This window comes from Massilia sp. S19_KUP03_FR1 (assembly GCF_036688685.1).
In the GTDB taxonomy this organism is placed as follows: domain Bacteria; phylum Pseudomonadota; class Gammaproteobacteria; order Burkholderiales; family Burkholderiaceae_D; genus JALYUM01.
In genome coordinates this window covers 130,872-154,238 of the sequence record NZ_JAQQPS010000004.1, presented here as the reverse complement: position 1 = coordinate 154,238, position 23,367 = coordinate 130,872, and the positions used below count along the sequence as shown (strand labels likewise).

The window sequence follows — 23,367 nt, the reverse complement described above, 5'->3', positions numbered from 1 at the left end:
CTTTATTTTGTCACGGCAACCAGCGTGCGCTTGCCGCCCTTGAAGGTGTACAGCGTCAGCGTGCCGTCGCGGATATCGCCCAGCTTGTCGAAGGCAATGGTGCCGGTGATGCCCTTGTAGGCATTTTTCGCCAGCACCGGGCGGTAGACGGCTGGCCTGGCCGAACCGGCTTTCACCATGGCGTCGGCCACGGCCAGCACCGCGTCGTAGGTGTACGGCGAATAAATCTGCACCTCAATACCGAAGCGTTTCTTGTAGTCGACGCGGAACTGGTCCATGGCGGGCTTGCCGGAGGTGGCCACCCCGCCCGCCTCGGCGCACACCACCTGGCCATCGGCAACAGCGCCCTGCGCCAGTTTGACGAGTTCATCCGAGCAGATGCCGTCGCCGCCGATAAACTTGACCTGGCCCAGGCCCAGCGCCTTCATCTGGTGCAGCATCGGGCCGGCAACCGAACTCATGCCACCGAAAAACACCACGTCCGGTTTGGCGGCGCGCACGCTGGTGAGAATGGCGGAAAATTCGACCGCCTTGTCGGTGGTAAATTCCTTGGCGACGACCGTGCCGCCGGCTTCCTTCAGACCCTTGACGAATTCCACCGCCACGCCCTGGCCGAACGCGGTGCGGTCGTCAATGACCGCCACCCGCTTTCCCTGCATGCCGGTGACGGCGTAACGGCCCAACGCGCGGCCCAGCTGCTTGTCGTTGCTGACCACCCGAAAGGCAGTATTAAAACCTTGCGCAGTGTATTGCGGGCTGGTGGCGGATGGCGAAATCTGCGGAATGCCGCTGTCAAAGTAAATCTTCGAGGCGGGAATGGTGGTGCCCGAGGTCTGGTGGCCGATGACGGCGTTGACTTTGGCATCGACCAGTTTTTGGGCGGCGGCCGTGGCCTGTTTCGGGTCGCCCGCGTCGTCCTCGGCGACCAGTTCGAAGCGCACCGGCTTGCCACCGATTTGCGTCTTGCGCGCATTGAGCAGCTCGACGGCCATGCGCGCACCGTTTTCATTGTCCTTTCCGAAATAGGCGACGGCGCCGGAGGTGGCGGCCACGTGGCCGATTTTGACAACCTCGACCGGGGCAGCGGCAGTGGCGAGCAGCGGGACCAGCAGGGTGGCGGCGCCTGTCAATACAATATGGCGAACGGTCATGGCGGCTCCAGCATCAGATAGAAGACCGAACACTATAGATGCTCGGGAGCAGCAGGTGAAGGACGGAATGGCTATAAGAACATGCGCCCAGGATATATCGCCGTGTCGTTATAATCGTGTGCATCTGTCCACCTTATTGAGAGCGCCCGATGAAAGCATGCATATTACTGTTCCTGGTGTCCGGCGCCGCGCTGGCCGACGACAATGCCATGCGCGCCTGCCGCGCCATGACCGACACGTCCGCACGCCTGAGCTGCTACGACAGGATCGAACTGTCGGCCATGCCGGCAGCACCCGCCGCGCCGGCCTTGACGCCGCAGCAAGCGTTCGGCCTGGCGCCGGCCGCTATGGCCGTGCAGGCGCCGGCAAAGATCGACGCGGTCGAGAGCACCATCGTCGGCCCGTTTGCCGGCTGGGGACCGAACACGCGCTTCAAGCTGGCCAACGGCCAGGTCTGGCGCGTGGTCGACGGCAGCGACGCCACGCTGACCCCGACCACCAATCCGAAAGTCACGATCAAGCGCAATTTTATCGGCACGATCTTCCTGCAAGTCGAGGGCACCAACAGTTCGCCAAAAGTGCGCCGGGTCGAGTAACAAACAGGCAACGACCGAGGCAACGACCGCTTGACGCGGTCGTTTTTTCGATGTTACTGTACTCCACGTACTAGTACAGAGGAGATGTATGACCCGCCGCCCCGCTCTCATGCTGCACATCGTCACCGGCGATGCGCGCCCGATCACACGCCAGATCAGCGACAGCATCACGCGCCTGATCGCCAGCGGCGACCTGCTGCCCGGCGATGCCCTGCCCAGCGTGCGCGGGCTGGCGCAGCAACTGTCGATCAATGCCAACACGGTCGCCAAGGCCTACGCCGAGCTGAGCGCCGATGGCTGGCTGCTGGCACGTGCCGGCATGGGCCTGTTCGTGGCCGAGCAGCGCCAGCAACTGTCCAACGATGAACGTGCACGCCGGCTCGACGCCGCCGTCGACCGGTTTGTCAGCGACGTCATCGGCCTCGACTACCCGCCCAGCGTCGTCGTCGAACGCGTTGCCGATGAATTGTCCCATTTCACCAAGCGAAAGAGCGCATGAACGATTACGCCATCGACTGCGATGCGGTTACCCTCAACTACCAACAAAAGGTTGCACTCGACAACCTGAGCTTACGCCTGCCGCGCGGCGGCATCCATGCCTTCATCGGCGCGAATGGCGCCGGCAAATCGACGCTGTTCCGCGTCCTGCTCGGCTTCGCCCGCGCCGACAGCGGTAGCGCGCGCGTGCTCGGCCACGATTGTGCGCAGCTCACGCCGGCGCTGCGCCAGCTGATCGGCTTCGTCAACGAGGAGCACACCTTGCCGGCCTGGATGCGCGTGAGCGAACTGCAGCACATGCAGCAGCGCCAGTACCCGCGCTGGATCGAGGCGCGCTACCACGCCGTGCTGGACCACTTCCATGTCGCGCCCACCCAGCGCATCGGCGAACTGTCGCGCGGCGAACGCGCCGGGCTGAACCTCGCCCTGGCGCTGGCGCAGCGCCCGCAATTGCTGATCCTCGACGAGCCGACCCTGGGCCTTGATGTGGTGGCCAAGGGCGCGTTTCTTGCAGCCGTCCTGGAATCGCTCGATGATGATGCCGATGCCACGATCGTCTACTGCTCGCACCAGATGGATGAGGTAGAACGGCTGGCCGACAACCTCGTCATCCTCGAACGCGGCCGCATGCGCTGCATGAGTGCCCCGGAAGATTTTTGTGGACGTATCCGCCTGTGGGCTGCCGCTTTTCCGTTCACGCCGCCCGATCTGTGGGTCTTGCCCGGCGTGCTGCAAGTGCAAACCATCGACGGCGTCAAGCACGTCGCCGTGTTCGACCAGGACGACAGTTTCGGCGCGCGTTTAAAACTGCTCGGCGCGCAAACGGTGCAAGCCATGCCGCTTGGTCTCGACCGCGCCGTCAACGCATTTCTGGCGCACGGCCATGCCGCTCCCGCCGCCCTTCGCAGCGCCTGAAAGGATCACCATGCTCGACCTGTATAGCGCCGAACTGCGCCGTTTTCGAAAGAGTGCAGCCGCCTTTGCCGCGGCCAACCTGCTTGCCCTGGCACTGCTCCAGCAGCTCGTGGAGATCACCACGGGACCGCAGTCGATGCACCTGGTGTTGCTGTTCTTTTACACGCTGGCGGGCTGCGCATTTGCGGCATTCCAGTTCGGCAGCTACCGTCATCCCAGCCGCTGGATCTGGCTGTTGCATCGCCCCCTGCATCGGGCCCGCATCCTGGCCGCCCTGGTGCTGGCGGCGCTGACCATGACCGTGCTGGCCGTGGCCCTGCCGATGATGATCGTCCTGGTCGGGCAGGCAAGGCTGACCCCGCGCGTGATCGATGCCCGCCACTATGCGGGGGCGGCCTGCCTGGCGCTGGCGGCGCTGACGGGCTGGCTGGCGGGCGGCTGGTTCATGCTGCACCGCAGCCGCTGGACCTTCCTGGTCGCGCTCTTTCCGCTCGTCCTGTGTGTCCAGTTCGCGACGGCGCGCACTGCGCTGGGCCTGTGGCTGGCGTGCGATGCCATGTTGCTGGTGTTGCTCTACACTGCCTTCAGCCCGAGCCGCGCCACGTCAGCGGGCGCGCCAGCCGCACTGCCGGGTGCCATCGTACTCAGCGTCTGCATGTATCTCGCGCTGTTGTGGTCGGGCAGCGTGCTCTACCAGGTGCGCCAGGTGCTGCCAGGGCTGGCCGTACCGGTGACAGGCGACGGCTACCGCGCCACCTTTCGCCTGACCGCCCCGGAACGTGTGCTGGCAGGCTTGCAAGGCAGCACGGAAGCGGCCGCATGGCGTAGCGCACTGCCTGGCGCCAGCGCGCAAATCGTCGGTCCGGCCATCCGTGCCATCCCGGTACCGGACATGGTCTCGAACTTCGGCCAGGTGCTGTTCGTCCTGGGTGAAACCAAGTGGACCTTCAGCGCCGACGCGCTACGCTATCGCGGCGTCAACATGCGCACCCAGAATGGCGCCGGCTGGTTCGGTCCAGTCGGCGGGTTCAGCGCGCAGCCGATCGCGCGCGGCGACACGCACGGCGGCAAGTGGCTGGTCGATGCGCATGCCCTGTATGCGCTGGACGATGCAGCGCCCAGCGTGCGCAAGGTGCTGCAAGTCGACCCGGGCGAATGGCTGGCCGGCGGCGTCGTCTGGGCCGGCCAGCAACGCCTGTTGCTGACCAACCGGCGCGTGCTGCTGCTTAAACCGGCCGGGGCCGGCCTGGCCATCGAGCGCGCCATCGCCCTGCCGGCGGCGTTTGGCGATGTGGCCCTGGTCGATGCCGCGCAGGTGGCGGATGGCACGCTGGTGTCGGTACTGTCCGGCTACCGCCACGACGACGGCGCTGCGCCGCCGCGCCAGATCGTCTACCTTGCCGCCCACGATGGCGCCGTACGCGAAGTGGCGCGGCGCGACATGCCCCACGATTATGTGGCGCTGTTCGAACACCGGGCGTGGTGGGCCTCGCCGGTGCTGCATGCGATCGTGTCGTTGCCGGATTTGCTGATCGACCACGGCAACCTGCCGGACGACCGGGCCGGCGCGCTGGCGCCGCTGATCCTCCCCCGGCCGGCGTCGGCGTGGATCGCCGCCATCGTCGCCATGCTGCTGGCCGGCGCCGGCGCCGCCTGGTGGACCAGGCGCGCCGGCATCGCGCCCGGCGCGCGCCTGGCCTGGTGCCTTGCGTGCCTGGCGCTGGGCATGCCGGCCTTGCTGGTGCTCGCCATCCTCGCTCCCCTGCCGGCGCGCGCACGCCGCTTCCTTCCTGTTAACCTGAAAGCAAATCGATGAAACCATTGAGCGTTTTTGCCGCAACCTTGCTGGTCGCCGGCACCCTGCTCACTAGTGCCCACGCAGCAGCGCCGCCACTCGACACCGCTGCCCGCGGCGAGCTCATCGCCGCGCTCGCCAAACAGCTCGACGATTACTACGTCTACCCGGACGTCGCGCGCAAGCTGGGCCAGGCCCTGCGCGTGAAACTGGGGCAAGGTGGCTACGACGCGCTCACCGAGCCGAAAGCGTTTGCACGCACGCTCACGGACGACCTGCGTGCGGTCAGCCACGACAAGCACCTGCGTGTCTTCGCCGCCGACACGCCGCTGCCGCCGATGAATCCGGACGGCAAGCCGACACCCGGACAGGAAAGCGCGATGCACAAGCAGATGGCGGCGGCCGGCTTCGGCATCTTCAAGACCGACATTCTGGCCGGGAACATTGGCTACCTCGACCTGCGCGGCTTCGCGCCGGTAAAATTCGCCGCGCCCGCCATCACCGCGGCGATGACGCAGTTGGCCGACACCGATGCCTTGATTATCGATCTGCGCTGGAACGGCGGCGGCGACCCGGCCTGCGTCGCCTGGCTGGCCAGCTACCTGTTCGACAAGCGCACGCACCTGAACGACCTGGCCTGGCGCGAAGGCAATAGAACCGAGCAATTCTGGACCGAGCCCACGGTCCCCGGCAAGCGCTACGGCCAGACCAAGCCGCTGTATGTGCTGACCAGCCCGCGTACCTTTTCCGGCGGCGAAGAATTCAGCTACGACATGCAGCAGCTGAAACGCGCCACGCGGGTGGGGGAAACCACCGGCGGCGGCGCCAATCCCGGTCAGGTGCGCCCCTTGTCGCCTTATTTTGGCGCCTTCATCCCGAATGGCCGCGCCATCAATCCCATCACGCAAACCAGCTGGGAGGGCACGGGCGTGGTGCCGGAGATCAAGGTAGCGGCGGACGATGCGCTGGCCACTGCGCAGCGGCTGGCAACAGAACGCCTCAAGCTGGCGCCAGCAGCGTTGTAATCTCGGTTTTCACGCTGCTCATCAGCTTGTGGATCGGGCATTTCTCGGCGACCGCCAGCAGTTCGTGACGCTGCGCATCCGTCAAGTCGCCCACCAGATGCAGCCGCGTCGTGAGTTTGTAGACGCCGTGGCGCTCCTCGCTCGCGTCGCGCTCGCACTCGACCCGCACGCTGGTGAGCGGCAAGCCCTTGCGGCTGGCGTACCAGGTCAGCGTCAGCGCCTTGCAGCTGGCCAGCGCCGCATCGTACAAATCGTGCGGCGACGGGCCGGCATCGCTGCCACCACCATCGACGCCGTTGTCGGCGGTAAAACTGTGGGTGCGGATTTGCACCGTCTGCGCCATCGGCAGCAGGGTGTTGCGTTGGACGATGATGGGCATGGCGAAGTTGATGGCAAAGTTTATGGATACTGCACTGGTCGCCCCGGCAGATCGGGCAAGGGAATGAATTCCGTTTCGTCGGGCACGCGCGCGAACCGTTGTTCGCGCCAGTCTTGCTTGGCCTGTTCGATGCGTTCGACCGAGCTGGAGACGAAATTCCAGGTCAGGTAGCGCGGGCCATCCATCGGCTCGCCGCCGAGCAGCATGGCGCGCGTCACGCCCGGGCCTTTGCCGGCCAGCGTCACCGCCGCGCCGCGCTTGAGTACGACCAGCTGGCCGGCCGGGAAGCTGCCGTCGCGGCCCAGGTCGAGCTCGCCCTGCACGACATAGATGGCCTGCTCGTCGTACTGGGCCGGCATGCTCAGGCGCGCGCCGGGTTGCAGCGTCAAGTCGGCATAAAACATGTCGGAGGCCGCTTTAACGGGCGATCGCTGGCCGAAAAAGTCACCGACGATGATGCGGGCGCTGGCGCCGTCGCCCTCAATCACCGGCAACTGGTCGGCCTTGGTGTGGCTGAAACTCGGGTCGTTTTCTTCCATCGATTTCGGCAGCGCGACCCAGCATTGCAGGCCGGACAAGCCGGACCCGGTCGCGCGCAGGGCGGGCGCGGTGCGCTCCGAGTGGACAATGCCTTTACCGGCCGTCATCCAGTTGATCTCGCCGGGACGGATCGCCTGCACGGTGCCGAGGCTGTCGCGGTGCATGATTTCGCCGTCCAGCAGATACGTCACGGTGGCCAGGCCGATGTGCGGGTGCGGGCGCACATCCAGGCCACGGCCTTCCGTAAAACGGTGCGGCCCCATTTCGTCGAGGAAGACGAAGGGGCCGACCATGCGGCGCTCCTTGCTGGGCAGGGCGCGGCGGACGACGAAGTTGTCGCCGAGGTCGTGGCTGCGCGGAACAACGACGACGTCGATGTCGCCGGGCAGGTCGTCGTGATGGTTTTCGAGATGCATGGCAGGCCTCCGTTGATTCGATCACGTATTATCTCCTCCATTCAAGAAGAACAAAAACGAATTGTTTACACTACCATGATCGAAAAAACTGCATGTTGAAAATCAGCCTCGACGCCCTGCTCACTGTCGACACCATCGCCCGGCGCGGCTCGTTTGCCGGCGCCGCCAAGGAATTGTTCCGGGTTCCATCGACAATTTCGTACACGGTCTCGAAGCTGGAGGAAGACCTGGGCGTCCAGCTATTCGAACGCTTCGGCCCGCGCGTCACCCTGACCGACGCCGGCGCCGAACTATTGAAAGAAGGCCGCTACCTGCTGAAAGCGGCGGCCGACCTGGAGTCGCGCGTGCGGCGCGTGGCGTCGGGTTGGGAGACGGAATTCACGATTGCCGTCGATTCGGCCTTGTCGCCAGTGGCGCTGGCGCCGGATATCGCCGCGTTCTACGACGCCGCCGACCAGACCCGGCTGCGCATCGTGAAGGAGCAATTGTCCGGCACGTGGGAAGCGCTGCTCGACCGGCGCGCCGATTTGCTGGTGGGCGCGGCCGGCGCCGGGCCGTCCGGCGGCGGTTATTCGGCCGAACCGATCGGCACGATGGCGTTCACCTTCGTGGTGGCGCCGGGTCACCCGCTCGCCGGCGTGCCACACCCGCTCGGCAAGGCCGACCTGGTGGCGCACCGGGCTGTGTCCGTGTCCGACTCGGCGCGCCAGCTGCAGCCGCGCACCATCGGCCTGCTGTTCGGGCAGGACACCCTGGCGGTGCCGGACATGCAGACCAAATATTGCATGCAGCGCTCGGGCATCGGCTTCGGTTTCTTGCCGGCGCAGTGGGTGCGCGAGGACATTGCCGCGGGGCGGCTGGTGCAAAAGGCAGTGGAAGAGCCGAAGCCGGATGAAACGCTGTACCTGGCCTGGCGCACCGGAGAAGAAGGAGAAACGCTCAAGTGGTGGCGCCAGCGCTTGCACGCCAGCCCACCCCTCGAGCGGATGTTGCAGATGGGACGGCCCGGCGCCTAAAAGCGCACGCTGACGCCGGCCGAGGCGAACGCATGCGGCGGGGTTTGCCCGTGCACGGCGCGCCCGACCGACGCATCGAGCTGCACATCGGGCGTCAATGCATAGGCCACGCCGGTGTCGACGATGACCTGGGCGCCGCCATGGCGCTGCTCGCGCGACTGCATGCCGGTGTCGACGAACACATTCCATTGCGGGTTCGCCGCAAAGCCAAGCGTCACGGCAAACAGGGCCGTGTTGTACTGGCGGCCGTCACCATCTTCCTCGCGCGCCACGCCGATGTTCGGGTTCAGCGACCACGCCGGAGAGAGCGCAAAGTCGGCCACCAGGCGCGCATCGGCCGTCACGCGGTGCGTGCCGAATGTCTCGGAACCGGAACGGGGAAACACCCGCACGATGGCGCCATAGCCAGGTTTGCCACTGTCGTCACTGGCCTGAAGATTGTATTTCACGCCCAGCGACACCGGCATCGCACCGGCGCTGTGCGACACGCCGTTGACCGCATCGGATTGTTTCTGCCAGCCAAAGGCATTGCCCTCGATGCGCGCTTCCCAGTGCGCGTCGAGGCCGAAGCGCAGCAAGGTCGGCACATAGCTCAGGCGTTCGCGCGCGTCGCCGTCACGGCGCCACTCGCGCTGCAGCCCGGATTCAACCTGGAACCGGCTGGCACCAACCACACTGCTGCCGTCGGCAATGCCGGGCCGGTCCGGATTCGCGTCGTCGGCCCGCACAGGGGCGGACTGCCCCAGCACAAGCAGCGACACGATCAATGCAACACAGGTTTTCATGCGTAGTCAGGCATCTTGGCAAGGAGTTTGTCGAGCGTGACCGGATAGTCGCGCACCCGCACCCCGGTGGCATTGTAGATGGCATTGGCCACCGCCGCTGCCACGCCGCAGATGCCCAGCTCGCCCACGCCCTTGGCCTTCATCGGCGAGGAGATCGGATCGGTTTCATCGAGGAAGATGACGTCCTGGTGCGGGATGTCGGCATGCACCGGCACTTCGTACCCGGCCAGGTCGTGGTTCACGAAAAAGCCGTGGCGGTGATCGACCGCCAGGTCTTCCATCAAGGCAGCGCCGGCACCCATCGTCATCGCGCCGATGACCTGGCTGCGCGCCGTCTTCGGATTCAGGATCCGGCCGGCCGCGCACACGGCCAGCATGCGCCGGATGCGGGTTTCGCCGGTGGCTGCATCGACCGCCACTTCGACGAAGTGGGCGCCGAAGGTCGATTCCTGGTATTTCTTGTCCAGTTCGCCGTATTCCATGGTGTCTTCCGCCACCACTTCACCGCCCTCTGCGGCCTTGGCCAGCGCGAATTTATTCGAGCCGGCCGACACCATGCCGCCCACGAACTGCACGTCGCCGGTCAGATTCAGCTTTTGCGCCACTGCTTCGCGCAGTTTCACGCACGCCGCATAGACGCCGGCGGTGGAACTGTTGGCGCCCCACTGCCCGCCCGAACCGGACGACACCGGGTAGCTGGAGTCACCCAGTTTCACCACCACCTTGTCGATCGTCACGCCCATCATCTCGGCCGCGGTCTGCGCGATGATGGTGTAGGAACCGGTACCGATATCGGTCATGTCGGTTTCAACCGTCACGGTGCCCTTGCTGTCGAGGCGCACGCGCGCGCCCGACTTCATCACCATGTTGTTACGGAACGCGGCAGCCACGCCCATGCCGATCAGCCAGCGGCCGTCGCGCACCTTGCCCGGCTCGACCGAGCGCTTGCTCCAGCCGAATTTGTCGGCACCGGTGCGCATGCATTCGATCAGCTTGCGCTGCGAAAAGGGACGGTTCGGCTTTTCAGGGTCGACCTTGGTATCGTTGATGACACGGAAGGCGATCGGGTCCATTTTCAGCTTTTCGGCCATCTCGTCCATGGCCATTTCGAGCGCCATCAGACCCGGCGCTTCGCCTGGTGCGCGCATGGCATTGCCTTCAGGCAGGTTCAGCACCGCCAGGCGCATCGCCGTCATGCGGTTGGGGCCCGCGTACAACAAGCGCGTTTGCAATACCGCTGTTTCCAGCGAGCCGCCCGGCAAGTCCCCCGACCAGCTTTCATGACCGATGGCGCTGATCTTGCCGTCGCGCGTGGCGCCGATGCGCAGGCGCTGGATGGTAGCCGGGCGGTGCGTGGTGTTATTGAACACCACCGGGCGCGCCAGCGTCACTTTCACCGGACGCTTTGCTTCTTTCGCTGCCAGGGCAGCCATGATGGCGTCAGCACGCACGAACAGTTTGCCACCGAAGCCGCCCCCCAGATAGGGCGACATCAGATGCACATTTTCCTTCGGGATGCCGAGCGTTTTGGCGACGTCGCCATGGCCCCACGCCACCATCTGGTTCGAGGTCCACAGCGTTAATTTATCGCCTTGCCACGACGCGGTCGACGCATGCGGCTCCATCATGGCGTGCGAGTGGTCGGGCGTGGTGTACTGCATGTCGAGCTTGACTGGCGCGCCGGCGTAGCCTTTGGCGAAGTCGCCCACAGCGGTATCGGGTTTCTCGCCCTTGCCCGGCTTGATGGCCGAGGCTTTGGCCGCTTTCAGGTCATACGCACCCTTCTCTTTCGCATACGACACCTTGACCAGGCTGGCGGCTGCGCGCGCCTGCTCGAAGGTCTCGGCGACCACCACCGCCACCGCCTGGTGGTAGTGCTCGACGTTCGGACCAGCCAGCAGCCACGCGGTATTGAAATTGCCCTTGGCGAGCTTGCCAGCATTTTCGTAGGTAACGATCGCAATCACGCCGGGCGCGCCGCGCGCGGCGGCGCTGTCAATCGCCGTGATCTTGCCCTTCGCAATGGCGGCGTGCACGATGTAACCGTAGGCGGCATTCGGCGCATCCAGGTGGCGTTCGTACGCATACGGCGCCAGGCCGGCTGTTTTGAGGGGGCCGTCGACGCGATCGAGCGGCTTGCCGATGACCTTTAACTGGTCGATCGGATTGGTGGTAGCAGGGGTATCGAATTTCATGCTTGGCTCCTCGATGCTTCGGCAATTACAGCGGCCAGCGTGCGCTGGGCCAGGATGACCTTGAATGCATTCTCGGAGGTCGGCTTGGCGCCGGCCAGCAACACGTCGGTGACGGCCTTGGCGCCGCGCGGCAGATTCGCCTCGGCAGCTTCCACGCGCCACGGCTTGTGGGACATGCCACCCAGGGCCACGCGCCCGCTGCCGTCTTTCTGGATCACTGCCGCCACCGATACCAGCGCAAACGCATACGACGACCGGTCGCGCACCTTCTGGTAGATGTGCACGCCGCCAATTGGTTTCGGCAAGGTCACGGCCGTGATCAACTCGCCCGGGGCCAGCGCCGTCTCGATGTGCGGCGTGTTGCCCGGCAGGCGGTGAAAGTCGGCAATCGGAATCACGCGTTTGGCGCCGTTCGATGCCACGGTTTCCACTGAGGCGTCGAGCAGGCGCATTGCCACGGCCATGTCGCCCGGATAGGTGGCGATGCACGATTCGCTCACGCCGATGACGGCGAGCTGGCGCGTATAGCCGCCAATGGCCGAACAGCCGCTGCCCGGGACGCGCTTATTGCACGCCATGTTGGTGTCATAGAAGTACGGGCAACGGGTGCGCTGCAGCAGGTTGCCGGCGGTGGTCGCCTTGTTGCGCAGCTGGGCCGAGGCGCCGGACAGGATGGCGCGCGCGAGCACGCCGTAGTCCTTGCGCACACGGGCGTCAGACGCCAGGTCGGTATTGGTGACCATGGCGCCGATGCGCAAGCCGCCGTCCTGCGTGGCCTCGATCTTGTTCAGGCCCAGGTGATTCACGTCGATCAGCGCGACTGGCGCTTCGATTTCCAGCTTCATCAGGTCGAGCAGATTGGTGCCGCCGGCGATGAATTTGGCGTTCGGGGTGCGCGCCACCAGCGTGGCGGCCTCGGCGACCGTCTTCGCTTTCTGGTAAGTAAAGGCTCTCATGCGCGGCTCCCGGCGACTTCCGAAATGGCGTCGATGATGTTCGAGTAAGCGCCGCAGCGGCAAATGTTGCCGCTCATGCGTTCGCGCAGTTCGGCGACCGACAACAGCGGTTTCTCCAGCAGGCTGCCGGTAACGTGGCTCGGGATGCCCTGCTTGATTTCGTCGAGCGCGGCCACGGCCGAACAGATCTGGCCAGGCGTGCAGTATCCGCACTGGAAACCGTCGTGTTTCACGAAGGCTGCCTGCATCGGATGCAGTTTATCGGGCGTGCCGAGGCCTTCGATGGTGGTGACCGACGCGCCGTCGTGCATCACGGCCAGCGACAGGCAGGAATTGATGCGGCGGCCGTCGACGATGACGGTGCAGGCGCCGCACTGACCATGGTCGCAACCCTTCTTGGTGCCAGTCATGTGCAGGTTTTCGCGCAGCACATCGAGCAAGGTGGTGCGCGTGTCGACGTCCATTTGCTGGGTCTTGCCATTGACTTTGAGCGAAAATTTTGCCATGACGGGTGGCTGCGCGGCAGCGGCCGGCGTTGGCAAAGCGGCGGTCTGGGCGGTGGCCAGGCCCGGCACCGAGGCGGCCGCAGTCGAGACGGCGCCGGCAATGAGCACGTCTCTCCTGGTCAATTTGATGTCGCCAAGCTGGCGCAGTGGGTTCGTGTCGTTCATGTGCTTAGTCCTTGTCGGTCAATGGGCTGACGGTGTCAATGTAATCAGCACGCATCTTAAAGGATTCTGGCAAGACGATTAACACGGTTGAAAGGCATGCTCTTATGCCTGCCGTTCATCAGTGGCACGCAATTACTTGCGGTATTCGCCGATCGCGGGCCAGCGCACTTTCACCGGTTTTACGTCAAGGCGCATGCGATACACCGAGTACGCTTCCGAGGTCGCCGATTCGTAACCAACGGTAGCGTCCGTCCGGCGCAACTGGAACGAAAACCCGGGCAAGGCCGGATTCGCATCGGGCCCGCCAAACGCCAGGCCGGTCGCCTGCGGCTGGGAACTGTCGACCAGTTTGCTCATCAGGTCGACCAGCGTGGTGTTGCCGAGGATATCGGCCGAAAACAGTGGCGAGCGGTTGCCGGGCTTGGCCGGATCGACCTTGCCCCCGACCTTGTCGGCCGAGGGCGTCATGGCGCCGGTGTCGAGATTGATGCGGTCGCCGTGGTCGAGGTAGCTGATGCTGGCGTTGGCAATATTGAAGGCTTGCAGGTTCGGGTCGACCGTGGCGTTGGTCAGATCGAACCAGATTGCGCCCTTGTAGCCGATCACTTCGGCGTCGCGACCAGGCCCCACCACCACGGCGGTGTTCTCGTCGATGCCCAGGCCGCGCTTGTACGATTTTTTCAGCATCGCCGGCAGCATGCGCGCGAAGCGGCCGCGGATGATCAGGTGCTGGTCGACGAACACGTCCTTGCCAATGAAACCGAGGCCGGGTGCCAGTTCAGTGCCGTCGCTCACGCCGTTCTGCAGCAAGGACAAGGTGGTGCCCGCATTGTCGAACATGGTGCTGCTCATGATGGCCGCACCGGCGCTGGCCCCGGCCACCACGCCGCCACGGTGGTACAAGGCCCAGATCGCGTCCAGCACTTTCGAGTTGGCGCCATCGACATTGCGCAGCGAAGCGGTGATGCGGGCCTGGTCGCCGCCAATGAAATACACGCCGCCCGACGCCTGGAGCGCGGCGACATTGGCGGGATCGTTGGCGGCGACGTGCACGTCGCCCGGCAGGCGCGGCGCCAGCGGCAGCAGGAAGGCCTGCGCACCGTACTGGTTCAGGTGCTGGACCACGCGTCCGCCCGAGCCGGTCGGATTCCCGGCTGCAGCCGGCACGACGGCGATGCGCGCACCCTTGCCGCCAGCCAGGTCGACGATGCGCTGCCACACGGCAGCGTTGTCGGCCCGCAGCGCGCCGCCGACAATGACGAGCGACCCTTCGGCGCGTGCGCCCAGAGTGACGAGCGTGAGGACGAGGCACAGCAAGGGGCGAAACAGGTAGGTCATCTTGTTATCCATATGTCGAAAAATCAGGCCGAAGCTTACCCGAAACGGACTATTTTTCCCGCCCGCACCCGTATTTTGCCGCACAGCCATATCAATTGTGTAAGATCGCCATTCATTCCACGGATCAACCCGCCATGAGAAAACTGCGTCTCCCCAATACCTTTGTTTTGCTGTTTGCCATCCTCGCCATGATTGCCGTGTCCACCTGGCTGGTCCCGGGCGGCAAGTACGAGATGCAAATAGTGGGCGGCAAGTCGGTCGTCGATCCGGCCACCTTCCACTATATTGCCAGCAACCCGCAGGGACTGGTGGCGCTGATGATGGCGCCAATCAAGGGCTTCGTGGAAGCGGCCGAGATCATCGGCTTCATTTTGATTGTCGGCGGCGCGTTCGCCGTGCTGGCCGCCACCGAGGCGGTCGAATCGATGATCAAGACCATCGCGCGCGCCCACACCCGCTCCGCGTTCGTGCGGGCCGCGCTGATCCCCTTGTTTGTGACGCTGTTTTCCCTCGGTGGTGCCACCTTTGGCATGAGTGAGGAAGCAATTCCCTTCGTGCTGATCTTCGTGCCGCTGGCGCTCGCGCTGGGTTACGACTCGATCACGGGCGTCTCGATTCCCTTCCTCGGCTCGCAGGTCGGCTTTGGCGCCGCCTTCCTGAACCCGTTCAATGTCGGCATCGCGCAAAAGATCGCCGGGGTACAGCCGTTTTCCGGCATTGGCTACCGGCTCATTTGCTGGGCCATCGCGACGCTGGCTACCGTGCTGTTCCTGATGTGGTACGCCGCGCGCGTAAAAGCCGACCCGACGCGCAGCCCGACCTTCGCGCTTGACCAGGAATTGCGCGCGGCGCACAAGCCGGGCGAGACCGCCTTCACGGGCATGACACGCACCCACATCGCGATCCTGTCGATTTTCGCCGGCTCGCTGATCGGCATGGTGTTCGGCGTGGTGCATGGCGGCTGGGGCGTGGCGGAAATCGCGGCGCTGTTTCTGTCGATGGCCATCGTGATCGGCCTGGTGGGCCGGCTCGACGCCGACCGCTTCGTGTTCGCCTTCTCGAGCGGCGCCAAGGACCTGGTCAATACCGCGCTGGTCATTGCGCTGGCGCGCGGCACGGTGATTCTGGCGCGCGACGCCCACATCATCGACACCATGCTGCACAGCCTGCTGCCACTGGTGCAGTCGTCCAGCCCGATCTTCGCCGCCTGGAAAATGTACGGCATCCAGAGCGTGATCAATTTCTTCATCCACTCCGGCACCGGCCAGGCCGCGCTGACCATGCCGATCATGGCGCCGCTGGCCGACCTGGTAGGCGTGACGCGCCAGACTGCCATTCTGGCTTACCAGTTCAGCGAGTTTTCCACGCCGATGCTGCCGACCTCCGGCATCACCATCGGCGTACTGGCGCTGGCCCGGATTCCCTGGGCAACATGGGCCAAATGGATGATTCCGCTGCAACTGATTTACGTGGTGCTGTCGCTGGCGATGCTGGTGCCGGCCTGTTTGATGCATTGGCAATAAGGGCAGCATGAAGCATATGAAACATTACCTGGGCGCGTTGTTGATCGCCCTCACCTTGCCGCTCCCGTTCGCCATGACTGCGGCGGCCCAGGCCACGGCGGCTGTCCCTGCCGCCACGGCGGCCGTCGCCGACCGCTTCGACCGCCAGACGCCGCGCTCGACCATCACCGCGCTGATCGAAGCCTTGGCCAGGCACGACTACGAACAGGCCGGCAACTATATCGACGTGCCAGCCGAACGCGGCGGCCGCCAGCGCACCTCCGGCACCGAACTGGCGCGGCGCCTGCAGGTGCTGCTCGACCGCGGCGGCTCGCTGGAGCCCTTCGTCGCCCTGTCGAACGACCCCGTGGGGCGTACCAACGACGACCTCGATGTCGACCGCGAAGACGTCGGCTCGATCACCATCCAGGGCAAGGAAGTGCCGGTGCTGCTGGCCCGCTCGGGTAGCGGTGACCAGGCGATCTGGAAAATCGCCAGAGAGACCGCCAGCCAGCTGGCGCTGGCCAATGCCGATACCGTGGCCAAGGCCGGCAGCGGCACCGGCATGGGCTTCATGCTCGCGGGCGCTCCGGTGCAGGACTGGCTGTTGCTGGTCGGTCTTGCGGCGGCCAGCTTTGCCGGCCTGTGGTTCCTGGCCAGCATCGTGCTGCTGGCGCTGCGCAAGCTGGTGCGCGATCCCGAAACAAATGGCCTGTACCTGTTCCTGCAGGCATCGCTGCCACCGTTCAGCCTGCTGTTTGCGATCGGCGTGTTTTATGCCTGGGTCGAGGAGCTGCCGGTCGGCATCGTCGCCCGGCAAACCTTCCTGCGCTACTCTGGCGTGGTCACTGCCGTCGCCTTTGTCTGGTTCGGCCTGCGCCTGGTCGACGCCATCTCCGATCTTGCCATCTCGCGCATGGAACGGCGCCAGCGGCGCCAGGTCATCTCGGTGGTGACCCTGCTGCGGCGCACCGTCAAAGTCCTGCTGCTGGCGTTTTCCGCCGTCGGCATTCTCGATACCTTCGGCATCAACGTCACCACCGGGATTGCGGCGCTGGGCGTGGGCGGCATCGCGCTGGCACTCGGTGCACAGAAAACCGTGGAAAACCTGGTCGGCAGCGTGACGGTCATCGCCGACCGGCCAGCGCAGATTGGTGACGCGATCAAGGTCGGCACGGTGACCGGCACGGTGGAAGACATCGGCATCCGCTCAACCCGCATCCGCACCGGCGAGCGCACCATCGTGACCATTCCCAACGGCGACTTCTCGGCCCGGCAAATCGAAAATTTGACAGACCGCGACCGCTTCCAGTTCAATCCTGTCATTCCGGTCAGCCCCGCGGTCACGGCGGCACAATTGCAGGAGGCGGTCGGCTTGATCGAAGGCGTGCTGACGGGTCACCAGCATGTCGCCGCCGGCGCGCGCGCACGTTTCGCGAATATTACCGAACGCGGCTTCAATATCGAGACGAATGCGTATATCGCGCTGCAGGATGGCGACGCCAGCAACGACGTGCGTGCCGAACTGTTGCACGGCATTTTTGCAGCGCTCGAAGGCGCCGGCATCGGCCTGGCGTTCCCCGCGCCGACCGTCGTCAAGCTCACCGAGCGATAAGGGCCGCCATGCGTCGAACTTTCACGCTCCTGCTTGCCATCGCGTTGTCGTCTCCGGCATGCGCATCCACCAAGGAAGGCATCGCGTACTACAACGACGGGAACTACAGCGCAGCCCTGGCTGCGTTTACGGCCGCAGCCGGGCAAGGCAGCGCCGAGGCAAAGCACATGCTCGCCAGCCTGTACTACGAAGGCCACGGCGTCGAGCGTGACCGGGCGCGCGCAGCCGCACTGTTCACCGAAGCGGCAGAGGCGAACCATGTGCCCGCGCTGGCCAACCTGGCACTAATGCATGCGCATGGCGACGGCGTACCCAAAGATGCAACGATAGCGCTGCATTACATGGTCAAGGCGGCAGAAGCGGGCGACCCGCAAGCGCAGTTCAACCTGGCCCAGTCCTTGCGAAAGGGAGACGGTGTTGGCGCCGATGTTGCGCAGGCTGCGCTCTGGTACCGCAAGGCAGCCGAAGCCGGCTTGCTGTCAGCCCAGAACGAATACGGCTTGCTGTTTGCGCAAGGGCACGGTGTGCCGCTCGACTACGTTCAAGCGTATGCCTGGATCGATATGCCGGCACAGGCCGGCGATCCGCAGGCGATCAAAAATCGCTTGCAGCTCCTGAACCTTCTCGATGCCACCCAACAAAGGCAAGCCAGCTCGCTCGCTGTGCAATACGCAGCGCGCGCCTTGAATTGCGCACCGGCGCTGTCGGCGTCTGGGATTTTGACGTTTCGCCCCCATCTGATCGATTCAACTGGCCATCACTTACCGACATGCGCATCCTGCTCCGCTCCCTTGTGGTCGCCGTCCTCCTCTGTGCGGCCTGGTACTTCCTGCAGCCGACCATCGAACGGGCGCTGTACGCGGCGCGCCTGGTCGCCATGGACAAGCCGGCGGCGCTGCCGGTGCCGGTTGAAGGTGTGCGTGCGCGCGCCCTGGCCGACACCTGGGGTGGCGCGCGCAGCGCGGGCCGCAAGCATGAAGGCATCGACATCTTCGCCAAACGCGACACCCCCGTGCGCGCCAGCACCGAAGGCATCGTCACGCAGGTCGGCAGCAGCGGCCTGGGCGGCCTGGTGGTGTGGGTGATGGGTCCGGGCGGGCAACGTCACTACTACGCCCACCTCGAACGCCACGCGGACGTGGAAGCGGGCATGCGCATCGCCGCAGGCCGGGTACTCGGTTACGTGGGTGACACCGGCAACGCCAAAGGCACCCCGCCGCACCTGCACTACGGCGTGTATGACGTGGGTGGCGCGATCAATCCGTATCCGCTGCTGCGCGCCGCTAGCCCGGCAACGCCGCCAGTTCCGCCTCGGTGAAGCCGGCGCGCCGGCGCGCCTCCAGGTTGAATGGCCCGCGCAGCACGGGCGCTGCGTATTCCAGCGCCAGCAGGGCGTAGGTCTCGTACGGCTCCAGAGCGCGCTGTTCGCACAGATAGTTGTACCAGCGATTGCCGATTTCGACGTGCCCGACTTCGTCGCGCAGGATGATGTCGAGGATGTGCGCAGCGTCCATGTCGCCGGCTTGCGCCAACTTTGCGCGCAGCGGTGGAATCGCATCGAGGCCGCGCGCCTCCAGGGTGCGCGGCACCAGCGCCATGCGGGCCAGCACGTCGCCGGTGGTTTTCGCGACCATTTCCCATAAACTGTCGTGGGCCGGGAAATCGCCATACGCGTAGCCCAGCACGCGCAGGTGCGCAGCCAGCATGGTGTAGTGGGTCGATTCTTCGAAGGCCACGCCAAGCCAGTCGGCGTAGTAATCGGGCGGCAGCCCGGGAAAGCGCCAGATCGCGTCCAGCGCCAGGTTCACCGCATTGAATTCGATGTGCGCCAGCGCGTGGACCAGCATCGCGCGGCCCTCCACCGTCACCATCGAACGGCGCCCGACCAGGCGCGGGGGCACCAGTTCTGGTCGCTCGGGACGGCCGGGAATGGCACCCTGCTCGGTCAGCAGCGCCAGCGGATCGGCAGCGCCGCACGCGCGCATGGCGGCAATCGCCGCCATCTTGACGACAGGGTCAGTTTCTAGCAGGCAGTCAAGGGCAAGCGCGCGCAATTCGCGGGTTGAAGTCATCAGGGCATCCAGTCAAACGGATGCCGATGATACCAAATTCCGCCATCAAGCCTTGGCCGGCACCTTCACTTTATCGGCCGACTGCAACTGCGCCGCCGACACGCCACCCGCGGGCACTGCCACCGGCTGCAACTCGACATGCGTCGGCAAGGCATTCACCACGGCGCCGAGGTTGATCGGCGTTTCGTTGGCGGCAAGGCGCTTGCCACTGCCGGCGCGCTTCGTGCTCAGGAGGATCTCCTGCATCGCGCTGGCGGTGGCGTCCCACGAGGTATTGGCGACGATGTCGCGCTCGATCTGCACCATGCGCGCGGTTTGCGCAGGCGTCATCGCCAGCGCAGCATCGCAGGCGGCGATGAAGGCTTCGGCCGTGTCGGCAATCGCCACCACGTGGCCATACGGCACCTTGACGTCGTTGACCGGCGTGCTGACGATTGGCAGTTCGGCCGCCATGTACTCCAGCACCTTGGTCGGGCTGATGAATTTGGTCGACTCGTTCATGGCGAACGGCATCAGGCAGACATCCCAGCCAGCCAGGTAAGGCGGCAACTCGGCGTAGCTGGCCTGGCCCATGTAGTGGATGTTTTCGTTGCGCGGCAAATGGGCGGGGTCGATCTTGACGACCGGGCCAACCATGACCAGCTGCCATTCTGGTCGGGCGTCGGCCATCGCGCGCAGCATGTCGATGTCGAAGCGCTCATCGATGACACCATAGAAACCAAGGCGCGGGCCCTTGAAGCTGGCTTGCTGCACGGCGCTGATCGAGCGGTCCAGCGCCTGGCCAAAGTGCGCCGCGTCGACGCTGCTCGGAAAGCAGAACGCATTGTGGTGGCGCGTACGCTTCGCTTCGTACAGGCTGGGGCCGCCGGTGAACACCACGTCCGCCATGGCCAGCAATGCCGATTCGCGCTGGAGTAATTGCTTGGGCGGATTTTTAAAGGCCGACAATTCATCCATGCAGTCGTAGACGATCAGCGACGGGTCCAGGCCCTGCAGCAGCGGCAGCGCCATCGGCGTATAAAACCAGACGATCGGGCGTACGCCGTCCGGCACCAGGTCAGCCAGCAGCGGGCGCAGGTGCGAAATCTGGTCGTCGTGGAAACCCCATTCAGGACAGGCGGTGTGCGGCTGGCAGATGGTGATGTTGTCCGCCACCATGGTCCGCTTCAGATAGTCGCCGCCTTCATGGCGCACCGGCTCTTCGACCACGATGATATTGAAATGCCGCGCCAGCCTGGTCAGCAGGTGCTGCGGTCGTTGAAACACGAAGTCCCACCGCAGGTGGCAAAAGACGACGATCGTTGGCGCTGGCATGGGTAATCCTTTCGGCCCGAGGGGCATGGTTATAGTGTCACATGTTGTCGCGTCGTCAGGCCGTGCACCTCGATAAAGGTAGACACAACCAACTCTCCGTCAGCAGTAGTTGTAACAATCGTAACAGGACGGCAACCTTTCGTCTTCAATTCCGCGCTGCAACTCGGCGCTTCCCGGCGCCGCGATATTTGCGTAAGCGAGTGGGGCGTCATAGGCGTTCGCGAACTTTCAGGCCGTATGTTCAGTCAAAATCTGCTTGCCCGCGTAAGCGTTCTCTTACCTGATCAAGCGCGGCCCGCTGACACGACATGCGGGTCAAACAGTTACCATTAATCTCCTTGTTGCGAAAGAAACCACGCATGAGCCAAAATTCGTCGAGCACGCCCGCCGGCTCCCTCGCGCTCTGGGGCGGCATCGAGTGCACCGTCAATCGCGTCGGCGATCGGTACTTCAATCAAGCAACGCAAAGCGGTCACGAATCGCGCCCCGACGACATCGGCCAGCTGCAGTCGCTGGGCGTGAGCACCATGCGTTATCCGGTGCTGTGGGAGCGCGTCGCGCCCGACGGCCTGGCGCAGGCCGACTGGCGGGTCGCCGATGCCCAGCTGGCGCAGTGCCGCGTGCGCGGCATTACCGTCATCGCCGGCCTGGTGCACCATGGCAGCGGACCGCGTACCACCAGCCTGGTCGAGCCGTCGTTTGCGCCCGGTCTGGCGGCGTATGCCGGCGCGGTGGCGGCACGCTATCCCTGGATCGAACACTACACACCGGTCAACGAACCGCTGACCACGGCGCGTTTTTCGGCCCTGTATGGTTTCTGGTACCCACACGAGCATAGCGACCGCGCATTCGTCGCTGCCGTATTAAATCAGTGCCGCGCCACCGTGCTGGCCATGCAGGCCGTGCGGGTGCACAACCCGGCAGCCAGGCTGGTACAAACCGACGACCTGGGCAAAACCTGGGGCACACCCGAGATGGCGCACGTGGCCGCCTTTTACAACGAACGGCGCTGGCTGGCCTGGGACCTGCTGTGCGGCAAGGTTGACACGACCCACGCCCTGTGGACCTACCTGCTCGAGCATGGCGCGCAGGCCGACGAGGTGCTGTGGTTCCGCGACCATCCGTGCCCGCCCGACATCGTCGGCGTGAATTATTACGTCACCAGCGAACGCTGGCTCGATCACCGGGTCGACCAGTATCCCTTCCTGACGCCGGGCCTGCTGGGCGGCGTCGCGTGCATCGACACCGAATCGGCGCGGGTGCCCGAGGCGCCGGCCACCAGCCTGACGCCGCTGTTACTGGAAGTATGGGAGCGCTATCGACTGCCGATTGCCGTCACCGAAGCGCATATCCACGCCGGCCGCGAAGACCAGTTGCGCTGGCTGGCCGAAATCTGGGACGCGGCCCAGGCTGCCCGCGCGGCGGGCGCCGACGTGCGCGCGGTCACGGCCTGGGCCCTGCTCGGCTCGTTCGACTGGGACAGCCTGGTCACGCGCCAGGCCGGCCATTACGAATCGGGCGCCTTCGACATTCGCGGCGGTACCCCCCGCCCTACGGCCGTGGCCGGCCTGCTGCGCCAGATCGCAACCGGGCAAGCACAAGCGCACCCCGCCGCCCTGGGACATGGCTGGTGGCGCCGCCCCACGCGCTACCACGCGGCGCCCGGCGCCGCCGACCAGCCAACGACCATCATCACCGATCCCAGCGCGGATGGCGCGCGCCCGCCGCTGCTCATTTCCGGCGCCAGCGGCACGCTCGGGCGCGCCTTCGCCCGCATCTGCGCCCAGCGCAACCTGGCGTATCGCCTGGTAAGCCGCGCCGAGATGGACATCACCGATCCCGATTCGGTCGAGCGCGCGTTGGCCACCTGGCAGCCGTGGGCGCTGATCAACGCCAGCGGGTATGTGCGCGTCGACGATGCCGAACAGGACGCCGAACGGTGCTTTCGCGAAAACAGTGTCGGTCCCGCAGTGCTGGCCATGGCCTGCGCCCGCCATGGTATCCACCTCACCACCTTTTCCAGCGACCTGGTCTTCAATGGCCGCGCCGACAGCCCGTATGTCGAGACCGACGACGTCTCGCCCATCAACGTCTACGGGCGCAGCAAGGCGCAAGGCGAACAGGCCGTGCTGGGGCGCATGTCGCATGCACTGGTGATCCGTACCAGCAGTTTTTTCGGGCCGTGGGATCAGTACAACTTCGTCCACCATGCACTCGGCGCGCTGGACGCCGGCCAGGCCTTTGCCGCGCCCGGCGACCTGATCATCACGCCGACGTATGTGCCCGACCTGGTCGACACCTGCCTGAACCTGATCGTCGACGGCGAATGCGGTGTCTGGCACCTCACCAATGGCGCGGCCGTATCGTGGATCGAACTGGCGCGCCTGGCGGCGACGCGGGCCGGGCTCGATCCGGCCGGGCTGGTAGAAAATACCGCGGGCGACTGCCATTTTATTGCGCCCCGTCCGACCAATAGCGCACTCGACAGCGGGCGCGCCAACTTGCTGCCGACACTCGACGATGCGCTGGCACGGTTCCTGATGCAGCGTGCCGACATGACGGCGCAACAATAAAGAGGGATACTGGCG

21 protein-coding genes and 1 pseudogene are annotated in these 23,367 nt (G+C 65.2%); 11 read left to right on the top strand and 11 right to left on the bottom strand.

Translation table 11 applies throughout. The features are described from left to right. Positions 1 to 2: 2 nt before the first annotated feature. Positions 3 to 1,151 carry a branched-chain amino acid ABC transporter substrate-binding protein gene (locus V6M87_RS05780; RefSeq protein WP_332848802.1) on the bottom strand — a complete coding sequence of 383 codons (1,149 nt, stop codon included), beginning with the start codon at positions 1,149 to 1,151 and terminating at the stop codon, positions 3 to 5. A 149-nt stretch (positions 1,152 to 1,300) separates the two neighbouring features. Between V6M87_RS05780 and V6M87_RS05775 the strand changes: the two genes are divergently transcribed. The 5 genes from V6M87_RS05775 (at position 1,301) to V6M87_RS05755 (ending at position 5,980) form a co-directional block, all read left to right on the top strand. Next, positions 1,301 to 1,747: a hypothetical protein gene (locus V6M87_RS05775; RefSeq protein ID WP_332848801.1), complete on the top strand. Its 447-nt coding sequence runs from the start codon at positions 1,301 to 1,303 to the stop codon at positions 1,745 to 1,747. Between the two features lie 88 nt (positions 1,748 to 1,835). Further along, positions 1,836 to 2,246, top strand: coding sequence for a GntR family transcriptional regulator (locus V6M87_RS05770; RefSeq protein WP_332848800.1), 411 nt, complete (start codon positions 1,836 to 1,838; stop codon positions 2,244 to 2,246). Then, entirely contained in the window at positions 2,243 to 3,160 is a 918-nt protein-coding gene (locus V6M87_RS05765) for an ABC transporter ATP-binding protein (RefSeq protein WP_332848799.1), read from the top strand. Before V6M87_RS05770 ends, V6M87_RS05765 begins: the two co-directional genes overlap by 4 nt. Before the next feature lie 10 nt (positions 3,161 to 3,170). Then, complete coding sequence (locus tag V6M87_RS05760; RefSeq protein ID WP_332848798.1) at positions 3,171 to 4,976, top strand: hypothetical protein; 1,806 nt, start codon at positions 3,171 to 3,173, stop codon at positions 4,974 to 4,976. Further along, a complete protein-coding gene (locus tag V6M87_RS05755) occupies positions 4,973 to 5,980 on the top strand; it encodes a S41 family peptidase (RefSeq protein ID WP_332848797.1) in 1,008 nt (335 codons plus the stop codon). The genes V6M87_RS05760 and V6M87_RS05755 overlap by 4 nt, the downstream gene beginning before the upstream one ends. Here the strand turns inward: V6M87_RS05755 and V6M87_RS05750 are convergent. Continuing rightward, a complete protein-coding gene (locus tag V6M87_RS05750; RefSeq protein ID WP_332848796.1) occupies positions 5,955 to 6,359 on the bottom strand; it encodes an OsmC family protein in 405 nt (134 codons plus the stop codon). The two genes, V6M87_RS05755 and V6M87_RS05750, sit on opposite strands and share 26 nt — an antisense overlap. A 20-nt stretch (positions 6,360 to 6,379) precedes the next feature. Then, a complete protein-coding gene (locus tag V6M87_RS05745) occupies positions 6,380 to 7,315 on the bottom strand; it encodes a pirin family protein (RefSeq protein ID WP_332848795.1) in 936 nt (311 codons plus the stop codon). Positions 7,316 to 7,407: 92 nt separating this feature from the next. Here V6M87_RS05745 and V6M87_RS05740 point away from each other — a divergent pair, with 92 nt between their 5' ends. Next, positions 7,408 to 8,331 carry a LysR substrate-binding domain-containing protein gene (locus tag V6M87_RS05740; protein WP_332848794.1) on the top strand — a complete coding sequence of 308 codons (924 nt, stop codon included), beginning with the start codon at positions 7,408 to 7,410 and terminating at the stop codon, positions 8,329 to 8,331. On the opposite strand, the gene V6M87_RS05735 is transcribed toward V6M87_RS05740, so the two are convergent. The 5 genes from V6M87_RS05735 to V6M87_RS05715 all read right to left on the bottom strand — a co-directional run bounded on the left by V6M87_RS05735 (position 8,328) and on the right by V6M87_RS05715 (position 14,276). Next, on the bottom strand, positions 8,328 to 9,116 hold the full coding sequence (locus V6M87_RS05735) for a transporter (protein WP_332848793.1): 789 nt from the start codon (positions 9,114 to 9,116) through the stop codon (positions 8,328 to 8,330). The genes V6M87_RS05740 and V6M87_RS05735 overlap by 4 nt on opposite strands. Beyond that, positions 9,113 to 11,311 carry an aldehyde oxidoreductase molybdenum-binding subunit PaoC gene (gene paoC / locus V6M87_RS05730; protein ID WP_332848792.1) on the bottom strand — a complete coding sequence of 733 codons (2,199 nt, stop codon included), beginning with the start codon at positions 11,309 to 11,311 and terminating at the stop codon, positions 9,113 to 9,115. The genes V6M87_RS05735 and paoC overlap by 4 nt, the downstream gene beginning before the upstream one ends. Next, positions 11,308 to 12,267: an FAD binding domain-containing protein gene (locus tag V6M87_RS05725; RefSeq protein WP_332848791.1), complete on the bottom strand. Its 960-nt coding sequence runs from the start codon at positions 12,265 to 12,267 to the stop codon at positions 11,308 to 11,310. Before V6M87_RS05725 ends, paoC begins: the two co-directional genes overlap by 4 nt. Further along, on the bottom strand, positions 12,264 to 12,938 hold the full coding sequence (gene paoA / locus V6M87_RS05720) for an aldehyde dehydrogenase iron-sulfur subunit PaoA (protein WP_332848790.1): 675 nt from the start codon (positions 12,936 to 12,938) through the stop codon (positions 12,264 to 12,266). The genes V6M87_RS05725 and paoA overlap by 4 nt, the downstream gene beginning before the upstream one ends. 132 nt (positions 12,939 to 13,070) lie before the next feature. Further along, positions 13,071 to 14,276 carry a cyanophycinase gene (locus tag V6M87_RS05715; RefSeq protein WP_332848789.1) on the bottom strand — a complete coding sequence of 402 codons (1,206 nt, stop codon included), beginning with the start codon at positions 14,274 to 14,276 and terminating at the stop codon, positions 13,071 to 13,073. Between the two features lie 134 nt (positions 14,277 to 14,410). Here V6M87_RS05715 and V6M87_RS05710 point away from each other — a divergent pair, with 134 nt between their 5' ends. The 3 genes and pseudogenes from V6M87_RS05710 to V6M87_RS27220 form a co-directional block, all read left to right on the top strand. After that, positions 14,411 to 15,799 (top strand): YfcC family protein, encoded by a 1,389-nt coding sequence (locus V6M87_RS05710; protein WP_332848788.1) that lies wholly within the window; start codon positions 14,411 to 14,413, stop codon positions 15,797 to 15,799. A 7-nt stretch (positions 15,800 to 15,806) separates the two neighbouring features. Further along, a complete protein-coding gene (locus tag V6M87_RS05705; RefSeq protein WP_332848787.1) occupies positions 15,807 to 17,393 on the top strand; it encodes a mechanosensitive ion channel family protein in 1,587 nt (528 codons plus the stop codon). 8 nt (positions 17,394 to 17,401) lie between these two features. Continuing rightward, positions 17,402 to 17,917 (top strand): annotated as a pseudogene (locus tag V6M87_RS27220) (tetratricopeptide repeat protein); the annotation flags it as partial. On the opposite strand, the gene V6M87_RS05700 reads toward V6M87_RS27220, so the two are convergent. After that, positions 17,873 to 18,031 (bottom strand): hypothetical protein, encoded by a 159-nt coding sequence (locus V6M87_RS05700; RefSeq protein WP_332848786.1) that lies wholly within the window; start codon positions 18,029 to 18,031, stop codon positions 17,873 to 17,875. The pseudogene V6M87_RS27220 and the gene V6M87_RS05700 overlap by 45 nt on opposite strands. Before the next feature lie 131 nt (positions 18,032 to 18,162). Here V6M87_RS05700 and V6M87_RS05695 point away from each other — a divergent pair, with 131 nt between their 5' ends. Beyond that, positions 18,163 to 18,711 (top strand): M23 family metallopeptidase, encoded by a 549-nt coding sequence (locus V6M87_RS05695; RefSeq protein ID WP_332848785.1) that lies wholly within the window; start codon positions 18,163 to 18,165, stop codon positions 18,709 to 18,711. Here the strand turns inward: V6M87_RS05695 and V6M87_RS05690 are convergent. Together V6M87_RS05690 and V6M87_RS05685 are read right to left on the bottom strand one after the other, a co-directional pair. After that, entirely contained in the window at positions 18,677 to 19,465 is a 789-nt protein-coding gene (locus V6M87_RS05690) for a ferritin-like domain-containing protein (protein ID WP_332848784.1), read from the bottom strand. The genes V6M87_RS05695 and V6M87_RS05690 overlap by 35 nt on opposite strands. A 45-nt stretch (positions 19,466 to 19,510) precedes the next feature. After that, complete coding sequence (locus V6M87_RS05685) at positions 19,511 to 20,779, bottom strand: glycosyltransferase (RefSeq protein ID WP_332848783.1); 1,269 nt, start codon at positions 20,777 to 20,779, stop codon at positions 19,511 to 19,513. Positions 20,780 to 21,138: 359 nt separating this feature from the next. Here V6M87_RS05685 and V6M87_RS05680 point away from each other — a divergent pair, with 359 nt between their 5' ends. Then, positions 21,139 to 23,352 (top strand): family 1 glycosylhydrolase, encoded by a 2,214-nt coding sequence (locus V6M87_RS05680; RefSeq protein ID WP_332848782.1) that lies wholly within the window; start codon positions 21,139 to 21,141, stop codon positions 23,350 to 23,352. Positions 23,353 to 23,367 lie beyond the last annotated feature (15 nt).